16 protein-coding genes and 1 riboswitch are annotated in these 16,048 nt (G+C 72.2%); of the genes, 5 read left to right on the top strand and 11 right to left on the bottom strand.

Going from position 1 to position 16,048, the window contains the following annotated elements; translation table 11 throughout:
- Together FBY23_RS13095 and ribD are read right to left on the bottom strand one after the other, a co-directional pair.
- Positions 1-624 carry a riboflavin synthase gene (locus FBY23_RS13095; RefSeq protein WP_141798545.1) on the bottom strand — a complete coding sequence of 208 codons (624 nt, stop codon included), beginning with the start codon at positions 622-624 and terminating at the stop codon, positions 1-3.
- Positions 624-1,652, bottom strand: a complete 1,029-nt coding sequence (ribD, locus tag FBY23_RS13090; RefSeq protein ID WP_141801032.1) for a bifunctional diaminohydroxyphosphoribosylaminopyrimidine deaminase/5-amino-6-(5-phosphoribosylamino)uracil reductase RibD — start codon at positions 1,650-1,652, stop codon at positions 624-626. The genes FBY23_RS13095 and ribD overlap by 1 nt, the downstream gene beginning before the upstream one ends.
- A 123-nt stretch (positions 1,653-1,775) precedes the next feature.
- Positions 1,776-1,905: riboswitch (FMN riboswitch) on the bottom strand.
- Positions 1,906-1,986: 81 nt separating this feature from the next.
- On the opposite strand from ribD, the gene FBY23_RS13085 reads away from it, so the two are divergent.
- Complete coding sequence (locus tag FBY23_RS13085; RefSeq protein ID WP_141798544.1) at positions 1,987-2,478, top strand: cupin domain-containing protein; 492 nt, start codon at positions 1,987-1,989, stop codon at positions 2,476-2,478.
- Between the two features lie 42 nt (positions 2,479-2,520).
- Here the strand turns inward: FBY23_RS13085 and FBY23_RS13080 are convergent, their stop codons facing one another.
- The 5 genes from FBY23_RS13080 to FBY23_RS13065 are packed head-to-tail and all read right to left on the bottom strand — an operon-like array spanning position 2,521 to position 7,181.
- Positions 2,521-3,693 carry a lipid-transfer protein gene (locus FBY23_RS13080; RefSeq protein ID WP_141798543.1) on the bottom strand — a complete coding sequence of 391 codons (1,173 nt, stop codon included), beginning with the start codon at positions 3,691-3,693 and terminating at the stop codon, positions 2,521-2,523.
- A complete protein-coding gene (locus tag FBY23_RS13075; protein WP_141798542.1) occupies positions 3,690-4,079 on the bottom strand; it encodes a MaoC family dehydratase in 390 nt (129 codons plus the stop codon). The genes FBY23_RS13080 and FBY23_RS13075 overlap by 4 nt, the downstream gene beginning before the upstream one ends.
- Complete coding sequence (locus FBY23_RS26205) at positions 4,076-4,465, bottom strand: Zn-ribbon domain-containing OB-fold protein (protein ID WP_174245208.1); 390 nt, start codon at positions 4,463-4,465, stop codon at positions 4,076-4,078. Before FBY23_RS26205 ends, FBY23_RS13075 begins: the two co-directional genes overlap by 4 nt.
- Complete coding sequence (locus FBY23_RS26200) at positions 4,462-5,004, bottom strand: MaoC family dehydratase N-terminal domain-containing protein (protein ID WP_174245207.1); 543 nt, start codon at positions 5,002-5,004, stop codon at positions 4,462-4,464. The genes FBY23_RS26205 and FBY23_RS26200 overlap by 4 nt, the downstream gene beginning before the upstream one ends.
- On the bottom strand, positions 5,001-7,181 hold the full coding sequence (locus FBY23_RS13065; RefSeq protein ID WP_141798541.1) for an acyl-CoA dehydrogenase: 2,181 nt from the start codon (positions 7,179-7,181) through the stop codon (positions 5,001-5,003). The genes FBY23_RS26200 and FBY23_RS13065 overlap by 4 nt, the downstream gene beginning before the upstream one ends.
- Before the next feature lie 33 nt (positions 7,182-7,214).
- Between FBY23_RS13065 and FBY23_RS13060 the strand changes: the two genes are divergently transcribed.
- Positions 7,215-8,138, top strand: coding sequence for an alpha/beta fold hydrolase (locus tag FBY23_RS13060; protein WP_141798540.1), 924 nt, complete (start codon positions 7,215-7,217; stop codon positions 8,136-8,138).
- Here FBY23_RS13060 and FBY23_RS13055 read toward each other — a convergent pair.
- On the bottom strand, positions 8,092-9,519 hold the full coding sequence (locus FBY23_RS13055) for a wax ester/triacylglycerol synthase family O-acyltransferase (protein WP_141798539.1): 1,428 nt from the start codon (positions 9,517-9,519) through the stop codon (positions 8,092-8,094). The two genes, FBY23_RS13060 and FBY23_RS13055, sit on opposite strands and share 47 nt — an antisense overlap.
- Positions 9,520-9,584: 65 nt before the next feature.
- On the opposite strand from FBY23_RS13055, the gene FBY23_RS13050 reads away from it, so the two are divergent.
- Together FBY23_RS13050 and FBY23_RS13045 are read left to right on the top strand one after the other, a co-directional pair.
- Positions 9,585-10,835, top strand: a complete 1,251-nt coding sequence (locus FBY23_RS13050) for an alpha/beta hydrolase (RefSeq protein WP_141798538.1) — start codon at positions 9,585-9,587, stop codon at positions 10,833-10,835.
- A 101-nt stretch (positions 10,836-10,936) separates the two neighbouring features.
- On the top strand, positions 10,937-11,377 hold the full coding sequence (locus FBY23_RS13045; protein WP_141798537.1) for an iron chaperone: 441 nt from the start codon (positions 10,937-10,939) through the stop codon (positions 11,375-11,377).
- On the opposite strand, the gene FBY23_RS13040 is transcribed toward FBY23_RS13045, so the two are convergent.
- Positions 11,374-13,365 (bottom strand): acyl-CoA dehydrogenase family protein, encoded by a 1,992-nt coding sequence (locus FBY23_RS13040; RefSeq protein WP_141798536.1) that lies wholly within the window; start codon positions 13,363-13,365, stop codon positions 11,374-11,376. The genes FBY23_RS13045 and FBY23_RS13040 overlap by 4 nt on opposite strands.
- A gap of 91 nt (positions 13,366-13,456) precedes the next feature.
- Here FBY23_RS13040 and FBY23_RS13035 point away from each other — a divergent pair, with 91 nt between their 5' ends.
- On the top strand, positions 13,457-14,131 hold the full coding sequence (locus tag FBY23_RS13035; protein WP_260805946.1) for a class I SAM-dependent methyltransferase: 675 nt from the start codon (positions 13,457-13,459) through the stop codon (positions 14,129-14,131).
- Positions 14,132-14,148: 17 nt separating this feature from the next.
- On the opposite strand, the gene FBY23_RS13030 is transcribed toward FBY23_RS13035, so the two are convergent.
- Both FBY23_RS13030 and FBY23_RS13025 read right to left on the bottom strand, forming a co-directional pair.
- The gene (locus FBY23_RS13030) at positions 14,149-15,291 is read right to left on the bottom strand and encodes a prenyltransferase (RefSeq protein ID WP_141798535.1); all 1,143 of its coding nucleotides are present in this window, start codon (positions 15,289-15,291) and stop codon (positions 14,149-14,151) included.
- Positions 15,288-16,037: a class I SAM-dependent methyltransferase gene (locus tag FBY23_RS13025; RefSeq protein WP_141798534.1), complete on the bottom strand. Its 750-nt coding sequence runs from the start codon at positions 16,035-16,037 to the stop codon at positions 15,288-15,290. Before FBY23_RS13025 ends, FBY23_RS13030 begins: the two co-directional genes overlap by 4 nt.
- Positions 16,038-16,048: the final 11 nt, after the last annotated feature.

Below are 16,048 nucleotides of genomic sequence, written 5' to 3'. Positions count from 1 at the left end.
TCAGTTCTCCTTGCTGCTGGCGCCGGGGGCGCTGGTGTAGGCACGGACGAGCTTCTCGACGTGCTTGGCGATGACGTCGACCTCGAGGTTGACCCGGTCGCCGACGGCCCGGAAGCCGAGCGTCGTGCGGGCCAGGGTCTCGGGGATCAGGCTGACGGTGAAGGTGTGCTCGCCGGCCTCGACGACCGTCAGCGAGGTGCCGTCGACGGTGATCGAGCCCTTGTCGACGAGGTAGCGGCCGAGCTCGTCGGGCATCGCGATCTCGACGAGCTCCCAGTGCTCGCTGGGGGTGCGGGCGACGACCTCGCCGACGGCGTCGACGTGGCCCTGCACGACGTGGCCACCGAGGCGCTTCTCCGCGGTGACGGCGCGCTCGAGGTTGACCCGGTCGCCGACGTGGAGCCGGCCGGTGGTGGTCTTGGCGAGCGTCTCGGCCATCACGTCGGCGGTCCAGGTCGTGTCGGTGCGCTCGGCCACGGTCAGGCAGCAGCCGTTGACGGCGATGGAGTCACCGAGGCCGGCGTCGGACAACGTCACGTCGGAGGCGATGGTGAGCCGGATGGCGTCCCCCTGGTCCTCGACGGCGGTGACGGTGCCGAGCTCCTCGACGATGCCGGTGAACATCAGGCGGTTCCTTCCTCGGTGCGGCCCGTGCCGGGCCTCATGATCAGGCGCACGTTGGCCTCGGCGCCCTCGCCGACGACAGTGGTGTCGACGAGCCGCAGGTGCAACGCGTCGGCGATGGTGGCGATTCCGAGGTCGCCGACGGCGGAGCGGCCGGCGCCGAGCAGCATCGGGGCGACGTAGGTGACGACCTCGTCGACCAGGCCCGCCTGCAGGAAGGCGGCGGCCAGCGTGGGCCCGCCCTCGAGGAAGACGTGGTGGCGGTCGTGCTCGGCGTACAGGCTGCGCAGCGCCTGCTCGGGGTCGCGGGTGCGCAGGTGCACGGTGGGCGCCGCATCGTCGAGGACGCGGCGGTCCTCGCCGAGGTCGCGCTCCCCCATCACCACGCGCAGCGGCTGCTCGCCGACCGGCTGGTCGTCGTCGCCGCGGACGGTGAGCTGCGGGTCGTCGACCTCGACGGTGTTGGTGCCGACGAGCATGGTGTCGCACAGGCCGCGCAGCAGGTGCGTGTCGCGGCGCGCGGCCGGCGAGGACACCCAGCGCGAGGTGCCGTCGGCGGCGGCGCTGCGCCCGTCGAGAGTGGTCGCGAACTTCCAGGTCACGAAGGGCCGGCCGTTGCGGTGCGCGAACGTCCAGGCCCGGTTGACCTCGGCCGCCTCGTCGGCGAGCAGGCCGGCGTCGACCTCGATGCCCGCCTCGAGCAGCGTCTCCATGCCGCCCGCGGCCTGCGGGTTGGGGTCGCGCTGCGCGATGACCACGCGGGCGACGCCGGCGGCGATCAGCGCCTGCGAGCAGGGGCCGGTGCGACCGGTGTGGTTGCACGGCTCCAGCGTCACGATCGCCGTGGCGCCGCGCGCTCGGTCGCCGGCCACCTTCAGCGCCTCGACCTCGGCGTGCGGCGTACCGGCGCCGTGGTGGTAGCCCTCGCCGACGATGTCGCCGTCAGGGCCGAGCAGCACGCAGCCCACTCGCGGGTTGGGATGCAGAGGCACCCCGGGGGTCGCTGCCAGCGCGAGCGCACGACGCATCGCGTCGTACTCACGGGTGAACGTCTCCGCCACCGGCCACCGCCTCTCGTCGTCCTGGACGCGGACTCCGGGGCTTGCCTGGCGTACGACGGGCGCCCGCTGCGGGGCGTCCGTCGGACACTCGTGCGTGCACTTCCCATCCGGACTTTGACCGTCGGTCCAGGAGTTCCACCTGGTCAACCGATCACTGGCTGCGATCGGGTCGCGGACTGTCACCGCCGGTTCGGATTTTCACCGACCCCAGAGCACGCGAGCTCTTGGGACCCATGGTGGCACACGGCGACACGCCGCGGGTTGTGGGTCCGGTCACTGGAACCTCGGTAGCGTCGCAGGCATGTCGTATCCCCCACCCCTCTACGACGGCGACGGCGAGGTCTCGGCCTGGGTGCGTCCCGGCACCGACGGCCCCGACCTCGTCTACCCCAACGGCAACCGGGTCCACTACCTGGCGCGTGGCGAGGCGACCGGCGGCCTGTTCGGCCTCTACCGCTGGGAGTTCTCCGAGGCGGTCAGCGGTCCGAGCCCGCACTTCCACCGCACCATGTCCGAGTCCTTCTACGTCCTCGAGGGCGAGGTGCGGATCCACACCGGCACCTCGTGGACGACGGCGCGGCCGGGCGACTTCCTGCACGTGCCGCCCGGCGGCGTCCACGGGTTCCGCAACGAGTCCGGTGCCCCGGCGTCGATGCTGCTGCACTTCGCCCCGGGCGCGCCGCGCGAGCCCTACTTCGAGGGGCTCGATCGGCTCGCCCGGGGCGAGGAGTGGACGCCCGAGGAGCACGACGCGTTCATGCGCGAGCACGACAACGTGTGGGTCGAGGAGTAGGCGTCTCGAGACGGTCGCTGCACGACCTCCTCGACGTCCGGGCTACGCCGAGAGGATCAGCCCGCTCGTGGGCACGCCGGTGCCGGCGGTCACCAGCACGTGGTGGGCGTCGGCGACCGGGTTGACCGAGGTGCCGCGGATCTGGCGCACTCCCTCGGCGATGCCGTTCATGCCGTGGATGTAGGCCTCGCCGAGCTGGCCGCCGTGGGTGTTGATGGGCAGCCGGCCGCCGATCTCGATGGCGCCGTCCTTGACGAAGTCCTTGGCCTCGCCGCGGCCGCAGAAGCCGAGCTCCTCGAGCTGCATGAGGACGTACGGCGTGAAGTGGTCGTAGAGCACGGCCATCGGCATGTCGGCGGGGGTGAGGCCGGACTGCTTCCACAGCTCGCGGCCCACCACGCCGATCTCGGGGATGCCGATGTCGTCGCGGTAGTAGGACGTCATCACGAACTGGTCGCGGCCCGAGCCCTGCGCCGCGGCGGCGACGTACGCCGGTGGCTGGGCCAGGTCCTTGGCCCGCTCGGCCGACACGACCACGAGGGCGACGGCGCCGTCGGACTCCTGGCAGCAGTCGAGCAGGTGCAGCGGGTCGGCGATCATCCGGGAGGCCTGGTGGTCCTCGAGGGTGATCGGCTTGCCGAAGAAGAACGCGGCCGGGTTGGTGGCGGCGTGCCGGCGGTCGGCGACCGCGACGCGGCCGAAGTCGGCCGAGGTGGCGCCGTACTCGTGCATGTAGCGGCGGGCCTGCATCGCGACCGTGGCGGCCGGGGTGGACAGGCCGAGCGGGTAGGTCCAGGCGTTGTCGAGGCCGTTGGTGTTGACCTGCTGGGCCGCCCACGCCGACACCTGGCCGAACCGGTCACCCGAGCGCTCGTTGAAGCCGCGGTAGGCGACGACGACGTCGGCGACGCCGGTGGCGACGGCCATCGCGGCCTGCTGGACGGTGGCGCAGGCAGCACCGCCGCCGTAGTTGATCCGGCTGAAGAAGCGCAGCTCGGGGATGCCGAGCTCGCGGGCCACGGCGATCTCGGACGAGGTGTCCATCGTGAAGGTGACCAGGCCGTCGACGTCGGCGGGCGTGAGGCCGCAGTCGGCGAGCGCGTGGCGCACGGCCTCGACGGAGAGCTGGAGCTCGGAGCGGCCCGACTCCTTGGAGAACTCGGTCGCGCCGATGCCGGCGATCGCGGCCCTGCCCGACAGGGTGCGCTCGGTCATGCCGCCACCGTGACCGTTCCGACGACGTGGTCGCCGAGCGACACCGCGCCGACCACCTTGATGGTGGCGACGCCGTCGGCGACGTCGGTCACCTCACCGGTGAACGTGAACGTGTCATAGGGGTACGCCGGCGCGCCGAGGCGGATCGCGATGCCCCGGATCTGCACGTCGGGTCCGACCCAGTCGGTGACGTAGCGCTCGCACAGCGCGGTCGAGGTGAGGATGTTGACGAAGATGTCCTTCGATCCGGCCGCCTGGGCGATGTCGCGGTCGTGGTGGACGTCTTGGAAGTCGCGGGTCGCGATCGCGGTCGAGACCACGAGGGTCGGCGTGATCGGAAGGGTCCACTCGGGGAGCCGGTCCCCCACGAACAGCTTGGCGCTCATCGGTCCACCTTCGTCCAGATCGGGAGGGTCAGGTCGTCGTCGACCACGTTCCAGCCGACGGTGGCGCGGTCGCCGATCTCGACCGGGCCGGTCATCTCGGCCACCATCCGCACGCCCTCGTCGAGGTCGAGCAGCGCGATGACCAGCGGGAGCTCCTTGCCGGGCACCTGCGGAGCGTGGTGGACCAGGTAGGAGAACACCGTGCCCTCGCCTGCGGACACGACATAGCCGCGGTCGAACGCGCCGCAGTCGGGGCAGGCCGGGCCGGGCGGGTGGCGCAGGACGCCGCACTGGTTGCACTTCTGGATGCGCAGCTCGCGCTTCGCCGTACCCTCGAAGAAGTAGGCGTTGTCCCGGTTGACGACCGGGCGCACCGGGCCACTCACGCGTCGGCCTTCGCACGCGGGACGAACTTGAGGACCCGGAAGAGCATGGTCGCGACCCGCTCGCTGCGTCCGTCGGGATGGGCGACGTACCAGGTGTTGCGGGAGGTCACGAAGTAGCCGACGCCCATGCCGGTGGCCTTCGGGCCGACGACCGAGTCGAGCGCGGTGGTGACCCGCAGCTGCTCCCCCACTCGCAGGTAGCGGTCGTAGGACTGCTCGCAGTTGGTGCCGAGGACGGCGGTGAAGCCCGCGTCGGTGAGCACCCGCATCATCGAGTGGAGGGGGTCCTGCTCGGGCGGCTTGCCGCCGAGGCCGTACATGGTCCAGACCTGGGCCATCGACGGCGGCGCCTCGCCCGCCGCGAACCGCGGGTTGTCGAGGCCCATCGCCTCCAGCCAGTTGTTGATCGTCGGCTGGTTCACCTCGTCGCGGGCGACCCGCTCGGCGGCCTCGCCCCAGGCCTTGATCCGGTCGGCCTCGGCCATGATCTTCTCGTGGACCGCGGGGTCCACCAGCGCCTGCTGCTCGTGGGTGCTCATCGCGGCACCCGCGGCAGGCCGAGGCCGAACATCGAGATCAGCTCGCGCTGGACCTCCTGCACCCCGCCACCGAAGGTGAGCACGAGGTTCCGCTTGGCCTGCGCATCGAGGTAGTCGAGCAGGTCCTTCGTCACCGTCTCCCCCGCGTCACCGTGGCGGTGCACGAGCGAGATGAGGTCGGCGAGCAGGTGCTGCACCTGGTCGGAGGCGAAGACCTTCGACGACGACGCGTCCGCCACCTCGATCTCGCCGGCGGCCGCGGCACGCGCGACCTCCCAGTTGAGCAGCTCGTTGATCCGGAACACCGCGGTGGTCCTGCCGAGCACGTCGCGGACGTCGGGACGGTCGAGGACGCCGGCCGCCCCGGCCCAGCGCAGGACCCGATCGCGCAGGCCCTCGATCCGTCCGGCGGGGCCGAGCATGACCCGCTCGTGGTTGAGCTGGGTCGTGATCAGCTTCCAGCCCTGGTTCTCCTCGCCGACGAGCATGTCGACGGGGACCCGGACGTCGTTGAAGTACGTCGCGTTGACGTGGTGCGAGCCGTCGGCCGTGATGATCGGGGTCCAGCTGTAGCCGGGATCCTTGGTGTCCACGATCAGGATCGAGATGCCCTTGTGCTTCGGGGCGTCCGGGTCGGTGCGGACCGCGAGCCACAGGTAGTCGGCCTGGTGGCCGCCGGTGGTCCACATCTTCTGTCCGTTGACCAGGTAGTAGGGGTCGCCGTCGCCCTCGATCAGCTTGGCCGTGGTGCGCAGCGAGGCGAGGTCCGTGCCGGCGTCGGGCTCGCTGTAGCCGATCGCGAAGTGCACGTCGCCCTTGAGGATGCGCTCGAGGAAGAGGTCCTTCTGCTTCTGCGTGCCGTAGCGGATCAGGGTCGGGCCGACGGTCTGCAGGGTGACCGACGGGAGGTGCACGTCGGCGTACTGCGCCTCGTTGGCGAAGATCGTCTGCTCGATCTCGCCGAGCCCGTGGCCGCCGTACTCCTCCGGCCAGCCGACGCCCATCCAGCCGTCGGTGCCGAGGCGGCGGATCATCCGCTCGTAGGTCGGCCCGTGGCGGTTCCAGGCGCCCTCGACCGGGTCCGGGTCGTGGATGCCGTCGAACTCGGCCGCGACACCGCCGAAGTACTCGCGCAGTCGCGCCTTGAGCGCGCGCTGGTCGTCGGTCAGCTCGAGGTTCTTGGCGTCGGCGTCCTCGACCGGGACGTCGGCCGCGGTGGTGTCGAGCGCGTGCGCGAGGTCGGTGCCCCACGTGGTCAGCGCGACGAGCGGGTAGGTGATGTCGACGCCCATGCCGCCGTGGAGGTGGTGACAGGTGCGCAGGGCGTACGGCGCCACCTGGCTCGCCCAGTAGCCGGCGACCGCGAGATCCGTGTCGTGGGGGCCGGCCGGATGCCCCTCGGCGACCCGCCACACGGCGTTGTCGGCAGCGAGGTCGAGGGTGCGCGAGGTGATGTAGACGTCGGCCATCTGGAGCGAGACGGCCTGGAACTCGGCGAGCGCGCGACCGAACTGCCGGCGGCCCTTGACGTAGTCGGCGGTCAGGTCGCGGGCACCGGCGAGCACGCCCGCTGCGGTGGCGGCCAGGCCGGCTCGAGCCAGGTCGCGCAGCCGGGCGGCGGCACCGTCGGCGAGCGGCTCGGCCGGGGCGCCGTCGAGGACGACGGTGTGCTGCGGGGTGGCGCTGGACGCGCTGGCGGGCAGCAGGGTCACGCCCGGACCGGCCGGGTCGACGAGCACCACGACCTCGTCGTCCCCGTCGGCGGCCGTCACGAGGAGGCGGGCGGCCTGCTCGGCGAAGGTGACGGCGAGCTTGCGGCCGCTGACCGTGCCGTCGGCGTACGTCGCGGCGCCGCGCAGCGCGGGCGTGAGGACCAGCTCGCCGGTGGCGATGCCGGGCAGCAGCTCCTTGCGCTGGGCGTCGGTGCCGTGGCCGGCCAGGGTGAGGGCGCCACAGCACAGCGTCTCCCACACCGGCACCTGGACGGCGGCACGGCCGGTCTCGCGGAGCAGGACGGCGACCTCGGTGAGGCCGAGCCCTTCGCCACCGTGCTCCTCGGGAACCGGCAGCGAGGTCAGTCCGGCTCCGGCCCAGGCCGCCCAGTCCCGGGCGTCGGCCTCGCGCTCGAGCACCTCGCCGACGACGGCACGTACTGCGTTGATCGCCTCTGCATCCACGGAGAAACTGTAACGTGTTCTAGTCTGGCCCGCATGGGTGCCGTCTCACTGATCGACGTCGCGCGCCGCCGCGTGGAGCTGCCGGCGACCCGGATCCCGTCGGGACGGATGGTGGAGCTGCCGGGACGGGGCGGGTCGACGTACGTCACCGACACGCCGGGACCGCACCCGGACTCGCCGGCGATCGTACTGCTGCACGCGCTCGGCACGACCGGACTGCTCACCTGGTTCCCCGCGATCGAGCCGCTGTCGCGGCGTTTCCGCGTGATCACGCTCGACCAGCGCTGGCACGGGCGCGGCATCCAGGGCGCGGAGTTCTCGCTCACCGACTGCGCCGACGACGTGGCCGCGCTGGTCGACGTCCTCGGGCTGGACGAGGTGATCGTCGGCGGCTACTCGATGGGCTCGATCGTCGCCCAGCGGGTCTGGCGCCAGCATCCGGCGATCGTGTCCGGCCTGGTCCTCGGCGCGACCACCGACCGGTTCCAGCTCACCGCGGCCGAGCGCGGGTTCTTCCTCGGCATGGGCTCCACCATGGTCGCGCTGCGCGGCGTCTCGCGGTCCCGTACGGCGGTGCGCGCGGCCCGTGCGGCGGCGCGGGGCGTCGACCTCGAGGTCTCCGACCTGCACGAGTGGGCGCTGCGCGAGTTCCGCTCGACCAGCCCGTGGGCCGTCGGGCAGGCGCTCGCCGCGCTCGGCCAGCACCACTCGCGACCGTGGCTCTCGCGGATCGACGTACCGACCGCCGTGGTCGCGATGATGCGCGACCGGGTCATCCCGACCCCGCGCCAGCTCGCGCTGGCACGCGCGATCCCCGGCGCGACCGTGCACGAAGTCGACGACGGGCACGCCGGGTGCGTGCTCGGCGCCGGGAAGTTCGTGCCGCGCTTCGTCGAGGCGGCCGCGACCGTCAACGCGCGGCGTCGGGACTTCCCGCGCCATCGACCGCTGCGCTGAGCCGGGCCAGCTCCCCCGGGAAGTGGCGCACGAGCGCGTCGGTGTCGGGCATCGACTCGCGGCAGGCGATCGCGCCGACATGCATCTGGCCGGCGTTCGACATCACGGTGACGTTCAGGCCGGCACCGTGGAAGACCGGGCCGAGGGGACACAGGGCGTCGATCCGCGCACCCATGAAGTAGAGCGGGACCGGCGGTCCGGGCACGTTGGAGATGACCAGGTTGTGCACGACCGGGTGCTTCTCGGCCAGGCGCAGGTTGGCGTAGGCGCGCACCGCGAGACCGAAGGTCCGCGGCGCGGCGAACTCCGCCCAGTCCTGCAGTGCGTCGGCGCTGATCGCGTTGTGGTGCTCCTTGGCGTGCTGGTTGCGCTCGGCGAGCATCCGCAGCCGCTCCAGCGGGTCGTCGATGTCGGTGCCGAGCTTGGTGAACAGCGCGGAGACCTTGTTGGCGCCCGTCGAGCGCCGTGAGCTGTCGCGCACGCTGACGGGGACGGTGGCCAACAAGGAGGACTCGGGCAGCTCGTCGCGCTCGGCGAGGTAGGCGCGCAGGGCGCCGCCGGAGACGGCGAGGACGACGTCGTTGACGGTGGTGCCGGTGACCTTCTTGATGCGGCGGATCTCCTCGAGGTCGAGGTCGGCCATCGCGATCGAGCGGTGCGAGGTGATGGTGCCGTTGAAGGAGGTGCGCGGGGCGGAGAAGGGCGCGGCCATGGCGGTCCCCTGCCGGGCGCGACCGATGGTCCTGGTGACCAGCTGGGCCGAGGGCTTGAGCACCTTGACCAGGGTGACCGGGCGGGTCGCCGTACCGATGACGGCACGGCCGAGCAGCTCACCCCGACCGGGGTCGCGCGGGTGCGGGGCGTTCTCGGGCACCAGGGGCGGTGAGTCGGGCTCGAGCGAGCACAGGTGCGAGATCAGGTTGGAGCCGGAGACGCCGTCGACCGTCGCGTGGTGCATCTTGGCGAACACGACGACCTTCTCGGACTCCTCGCCCTCGGGCCGGTAGCCCTCGATCACCCACATCTCCCACAGTGGGCGGGAGCGGTCGAGCGGCAGCGAGGCGAGGTGGGCGCACAGGTCCATCAGCTCGGCGTACCCACCGGGCGTCGGCAGCGCGAGCCGGTGCACGTGGCGCTCGATGTCGAAGCCCTTGTCGCGCACCCAGACCGGGTGGTCGAGGCCGAGCGGGACGCCGCGCACCTTGCGGGTGAAGCCGGGCACGTCACGCACGCGGACCTCGATCTCGCGCTGCATCGCGGCGAAGGTGTAGGGCGTCGTCATCGTCGCCGGGTCGAGCACCATCACCGCGCACACGTGCATCAGCTGGGCGGGCGTCTCCAGGTAGAGGAAGCTCGCATCCAGTCCCGACAGCCGATCCATCGCTGACCCCCATGAAAACTAGAACGGGTACCAGTTTCTCACAACGAGCCGGATACTCTCGCGTCATGGGTTTCGTACGGCGCCAGGTCGTCACGGCGGCGCTGACCGCCAACGCCATCCGCCCCGTCCCCGGCTTCCGTGCCGGCATCCCCGCCTTCTTCGCCGGCTGGCTGACCGGTGAGCTCGCGCCCCACGTCCTCGGGCTGACCGTCGCCGACGCCGCCGCCCACGCGACCGGGTCGCGGCGCGACTGGCGCGGCCTGGCCCTGGCCGGTCTCTCCGCAGCCGGACTGGCGTACCTGGTCAAGCAGAGCCGGCAGGCGGTCGACGACGCCGAGGACGCGCTGGTCGAGGGCCTCGGCGTGGAGTACGTCGAGCAGCTCGACGCCCGGCCGACGCCGGCGGACCTCGCGACGCCGTGGCGACGGCTGGCCAACCCGTTCGCCTTCGGGCGGGCGGCCCGCCGAGCGGGGGTCGAGGTGCACCGCGACATCCCGTTCACGCCGTACGGACGACGGGGGCTGCTCGACGTCTACACCTCCGAGGTGACTCCGGCCGCCGGGGCGCCGGTGCTGCTGCAGGTGCACGGCGGCGGCTGGGCGATCGGCACCAAGGACCAGCAGGGACTGCCGCTGATGCAGCACATGGCCGCGAAGGGCTGGGTCTGCGTCGCGATCAACTACCGGCTCGCGCCGCGCGACCGGTGGCCGGCGCAGGTCGTCGACGTGAAGGCCGCGATCGCGTGGATCAAGGAGAACATCGCGGAGTTCGGCGGCGACCCGTCGTACATCGCGATCACCGGCGGCTCGGCCGGCGGCCACCTCACCGCCCTCACGGCCGTCACCCCGAACGCGCCGGAGTTCCAGCCCGGGTTCGAGTCTGCCGACACGACCGTCCAGGCCGCTGTCCCCTACTACGGCGTCTACGACCTCGCCGGCGCGAGCGGGCTGCGCACCGCCGAGCTGATGCGCGACAAGTTCCTCGCCCCGATCGTCTTCAAGCGCTCGCCGCGCACCGAACGCGAGGTGTTCGAGGAGGCGAGCCCGTTGCTGCGGGTCACCGCCGACGCCCCGGACTTCTTCGTCATCCACGGCTCCCGCGACACCCTGGTCGACGTCGGGCAGGCGCGGGCGTTCGTCGAGGCGCTGCGCTCGACGTCCAAGCGGACGGTGACGTACGCCGAACTGCCGGGCGCCCAGCACGCGTTCGACATCTTCCCGTCGATCCGCTCCCAGCACCTGGTCCGCGCCACCGACCGGTTCCTGCACTGGCACTGGAACGGATGGCGGCGGGAGCGGCACTCCACACCGCGGTGAGCGGCTGAGCGCACCACCGGACAACCGGTCAGGAACGAAGAAGCAACCGGACGATCCGTCCTCCTACGCTCGTGGCGAACCCGAACGAGAGAGGAAGACCGATGGCGAGGAACAGCACTTTCAGTGACGAGGAGAAGGCGGCCATGAAGGAGGCCGCTGCCGAGCGGCGGGCTGCCGCCGGCCGCGGCACGGGCGCCAAGAAGGCCCAGGCCGACCTGCAGGACTGCCTCGACAAGATCGCCGCGATGGACGACGCGGACCGCACCATCGGCGAGGTGCTCCACCGCATCGTCACCACGCACGCGCCCGGCCTGGCCCCGAAGACCTGGTACGGGATGCCGGCCTATGCGAACACCGACGGCAAGGTCGTGGTGTTCTTCAAGAGCGCGGGCAAGTTCACGATGCGCTACGCGGAGGTCGGCTTCCAGGAGTGGGCCCGGCTCGACGACGGGGACATGTGGCCGACCGTCTTCGCCGTGGCGACGATGAGCCCGGGCGTGGAGAAGAACCTCACGGACCTCGTGAAGAAGGCCGTGCGCTAGCGGGGCAGCCCGAGGATGCGCTCGCCCGCGACGTTGCGCAGGATCTGCGTCGTACCGCCGGCGATCGACAGGCAACGGGTGTTGAGCTGCTCCCAGACGTCGGCCGCGAGCGGGTCGCCGGACTCCTTGCCGATCGGGCCGAGCAGGGCGAGGTCGTCGCCCTGGAGCCGGACGACGAGCTCGGAGGAGTCCTGACGGCTGCGGACGCCGAGCAGCTTGGCCACGCTCGACTCGGCGCCGGGGCCGTGGCCGCCGAGGGCGCGCAGGGTGGTGCGCACGCCGAGGAGCGCGCAGACGGTGGCGAGGGCGACCTGACGGCCCACCTCGACGCGCTCGACGGGACCGAGGTCGCGGGTCGCAGCGAGCTCGACGGCGCGCTCGACGCTCTTGGTGAGCCGGGCGCCGGCCATGGCGACCCGCTCGTTGGCGAGGGTGGTGCGGGCCAGGCGCCAACCGTCGCCGGGCTCGGCGACGACGCAGTCGTCGGGCACGAAGACATCGTCGAGGAAGACCTCGTTGAACAGCGCCTCGCCGGTGATCTCGCGCAGCGGCCGGACCTCGATGCCGGGTGTGCGCATGTCGACGAGGAAGTAGGTGATGCCCTTGTGCTGCGGGACGTCGGCGTCGGTGCGGGCCAGGCAGATGCCCCAGTCGGCACGCTCGGCGACCGAGGTCCACACCTTCTGCCCGGTCAGCGACCAGCCGCCGTCGACCTTCACGGCGCGGGTGCGCAGCGAGGCGAGGTCCGAGCCGGAGCCGGGCTCGGAGAACAGCTGGCACCAGGTCAGCTCGCCGAGCAGCGAGGGCCGCACGAAACGCTCGCGCTGCGCATCGGTGCCGTGGGCGAGGATCGTCGGGACGGCCCAGCCAGCGATCACCAGGTCCGGACGTACGACGCCCGCGCGGCCCAGCTCCTGGTCGATGACGATCTGCGTGGTGGCGTCGGCACCGAGGCCGTAGGGGGTGGGCCAGTGCGGCGTCAGGTAGCCCGCGTCGACCAGGGCCGCCCGCTGCTCGGCCGCCGGCAGCCCGGCGATCCGCTCGGCGACGGCGCGCGCCTCCGGCCGGATCGGCTCGTCGCGGCCCTCGAGGTCGACGTCGACACGACGCCGGACACCGGACACGGCGGCGGCGGTCACCCGCTCCGCCGCGGGGTCGGCGGAGCCGACGAGGGCTCGCAGGGTGAGCGCGCGGCGCAGGTAGAGGTGGGCGTCGTGCTCGTAGGTGAAGCCGATGCCGCCGAGGACCTGGATGCAGGCCTTGGCGACCTCGACGGCGCCGTCGAAGCAGGTCACGTGGGCGACGTCGGTCGCGAAGGCCCACTGCTCCTCGTCGGCGCCACCGGCCGCCGCGGCCGCGTCCCAGGCTGCCGCGGTGACGGCCTCGGCGGTCTCGAGCATCCGGGCGCACAGGTGCTTGATCGCCTGGAAGGCGCCGATCCGCTGGCCGAACTGCTCACGCACCTTGGCGTAGTCGACCGCCGTCTCCAGGCACCAGCGCGTCACACCGGCGGCCTCGGCCGCGGCCAGGGTGACCGCGGTACGCCGCGCGGCCGGCTCGGCGAGCCCGGGACCGGTGCCGCGGGCGTGCCGTGCCGAGAGGTCGATGCCGGGCGCGGGGACGCCGCGGCCCGCCGCACCGCCGTCCCACACGACGCCGTCGTCGTCGAGCTGCACGCCGTGCCGCCCGGGCGTGCCGGTCAGCAGGCCGCCGACGGCCGCGCCGAGCAGTCCGCCCGGCAGCAGCTCGTGGGCGCAGGCCTCGAGGGCCACCGCCTGGTCGAGCACGGTGCCGCCACCCCCGCCGTCCGCCTCGGGTACGGCGATCGCGTGGACCCCCATCTCCTCGATCGCGGCCCAGATCGCGGCGAAGTCGGCATCCACCTCGCCCTCGGCGGCGCGGACCGCCGCCAGCGGGGACAGGCTCGCGGCCCACTTGCGCAGGCTGTCGGCGAGCTCGACCTGCTCGTCGGTGATGCCGATCGACATGGTGCTCCTTGGTCTCGAGGCTCGCTGCGCTCGCACCTCAACCTGCGGAGCGCCAAACTAGAACGCGTTCTAACTCTACTAGAGTGCACGGGTGACCGACACCATGCCGTCCGACCTGCTGGACCATGCCCGCGCCGCGAAGGGCTTCATGCCCGAGGACGAGGGCGCGCTGCTGCACCGGGTCGCACTGGAGCGCCTCCCCCACGGTCCCGCGCTCGAGGTCGGCACCTACTGCGGCAAGTCCGGGATCTACCTCGGCGCCGCCGCCCGCCAGGTCACCGACCAGACGGGCGAGACGGCGGTCGTGTTCACCGTCGACCACCACCGCGGCTCCGAGGAGAACCAGGCCGGCTGGGAGCACCACGACGCCAGCGTGGTCGACCCCGAGTTCGGCCTGATGGACACGCTGGGCCAGTTCCGCAAGAACATCGCGCGCGCCGGCCTCGAGGACCACGTGATCGCCGTCGTCGGCCAGTCCGCCACCGTCGCCGCCCACTGGCGCACGCCGCTCTCGCTGGTGTTCATCGACGGCGGGCACGGCGAGGAGCCGGCCCGCGCCGACTTCACCGGCTGGGCGCACTGGGTCGACGCGGGCGGCTATCTCGCCATCCATGACGTCTTCCCGGACCCCGCGGACGGCGGCCGGCCGCCGTACGAGCAGATCTACCTGCCCGCCCTCGCGAGCGGGCAGTACACGGAGGTCGCCGTCACCGGCTCCCTCCGTGTCCTGCAGCGCACCAAAGGGTCAGCGGGCGACCCGCTGTGATTCTGGCGCTCGCTGCGTCAGCGAACCGGGGCCGAGGAGCAGTCGCACTCCAGCGCGATCTCCTCGAAGTGCGGGGCCAGTGACGTCCCGCGCATGATCCCCGAGCCCGGGGTCGCGTGACCGTAGGTCTCCCCCAGCGCGTCGACGGCGAGCACCACCGCGGCGGCGGTGTACGTCGTGTGCTCGTGCGGCCAGTGCACGTCACGCGGCTCGTCCGCGGGCGCGGGGCGGGTCGGGTCGGCGTACACCCAGCCGGTCCAGTAGCGGCCGTCGTCCTCGCGCAGGTGCTGCATGTCAGTGAGCAGCGTCAGCGCGCGCTTGCTGGAGTCCGGGTCGCCGAGGACGTCGAGGGCCATGGCCAGCTCGCAGGTCTCGGCGCCGGTGACCCACGGGTTGGTGTCGACGCAGTGGATCCCGAGGCCGGGGACGACGAAGTCGTCCCAGCGCCGGGCGAGCAGCTCGCGGGCCGCGTCGCCGCGCACGGCGCCACCGAGGACCGGGTAGTACCAGTCCATCGAGTACGTCGACTTGTCGGCGAACCGGTCCGGGTGGGTGCGCACGGCGTGGCCGAGACGGCCTCCGGCGAGCTCCCACTCGGGCTGCGGGTCGTCCATCAGGTCGGCGAGCGCGACACCGGCCCGCAGCGAGTGGTAGATCGAGGAGCTGCCGGTGAGCAGGCAGAAGTCGTCCTCCGGCGTCCAGCGGATGCCGCCGAACGGGTTCTGCAGGGAGACCACGAAGTCGAGGCCGGCGCGCACCGAGGGCCAGTAGCGCTCGACGAAGCGGATGTCGCGGCGCACCAGCCAGTGGTGCCACAGGCCGACGGCGAAGTACGCGGACATGTTGACCTCGCCGCGCTCGTCGTCGGCGACACCGCCCACGATCTTCATCGGCCAGGAGCCGTCGGCTCGCTGCATCGTGGGGATCCAGGCATAGGCGCGCTCGGCGGCCTCGACCTGGCCGCCGACGAGCATCGCCATCGCGGCCTCGACGTGGTTCCAGATGTCGACGTGCTCACCGGTCGTCCACGGCACCGCCCCCCACGGCTCCTGCATCGCCGCGATCGCGGCGGCGGTGTCGGCCACCTGCTGGGCCGACAGCACACCCTCGACGTACGGCAGGCGGTTCAGGGGGACCTCCGGCGTGGTGCCGCGGCTCACGCCGCCTCCGGCTTGCGGAAGTACAGCACCATGCTCTTGCCGATCATCGGGTCGAGCACCTTGCCGGCGACCTGGAGCGCCTTGGGCTGCTTCATGATCTCCCACACCAGCAGCTTGTGGTACGCCTTGGCGAGCGGGTGGTCGTCGTTCTCGACGCCGACGGCACACTTGATCCACCAGTACGGCGCGTGCAGGCCGTGCGTGTAGCTCTTGCCCTCGAACACCATGGCGTCGCCGGGAGTGCCGTCGTTGAGGCGGCCACCCTTGGTGACCTTGTCGACCAGCTCGTGGTCGGTGTAGATCCGGATGTGACCGCCCTCGGCGTTGTGGTAGTCGGCCGACAGGCGCCAGTTGATCACCTCCGGCAGCCAGCGGGGCACGGTCACCGCCAGGGTGCCGCCGGGGCGCAGCACCCGGATCAGCTCGCGGATCGCGGCGACGTCGTCGTGGATGTGCTCGAGCACCTCGGAGCACACGATCCGGTCGAACTCGCCGTCGGCGAAGGGCAGCGCCAGCGCGTCGCCCTGCTTGACGTCGGCCTCGGCGCCCGCGGGCACCTCGCCGGCCTCCTTCATCGCGACGAACAGGTTGCGGACGTTCTCGAGCTCCTCGGCGTCGAGGTCGAACGCGATCACGTCCGCGCCGCGGCGGTACATCTCGAAGCTGTGGCGGCCGGCACCGGCGCCCATGTCGAGGACGCGGTCACCGGCCTGCAGGCCCAGGCGGTCGAAGTCAACGGTCAGCATGTCAGTTCTCC

The sequence above is a fragment of the Nocardioides sp. SLBN-35 genome (assembly GCF_006715725.1).
In the GTDB taxonomy this organism is placed as follows: Bacteria; Actinomycetota; Actinomycetes; order Propionibacteriales; family Nocardioidaceae; genus Nocardioides.
The sequence above is the reverse complement of the archived record's forward strand: the minus strand, read 5'-3'. Positions and strand labels throughout refer to the sequence as shown.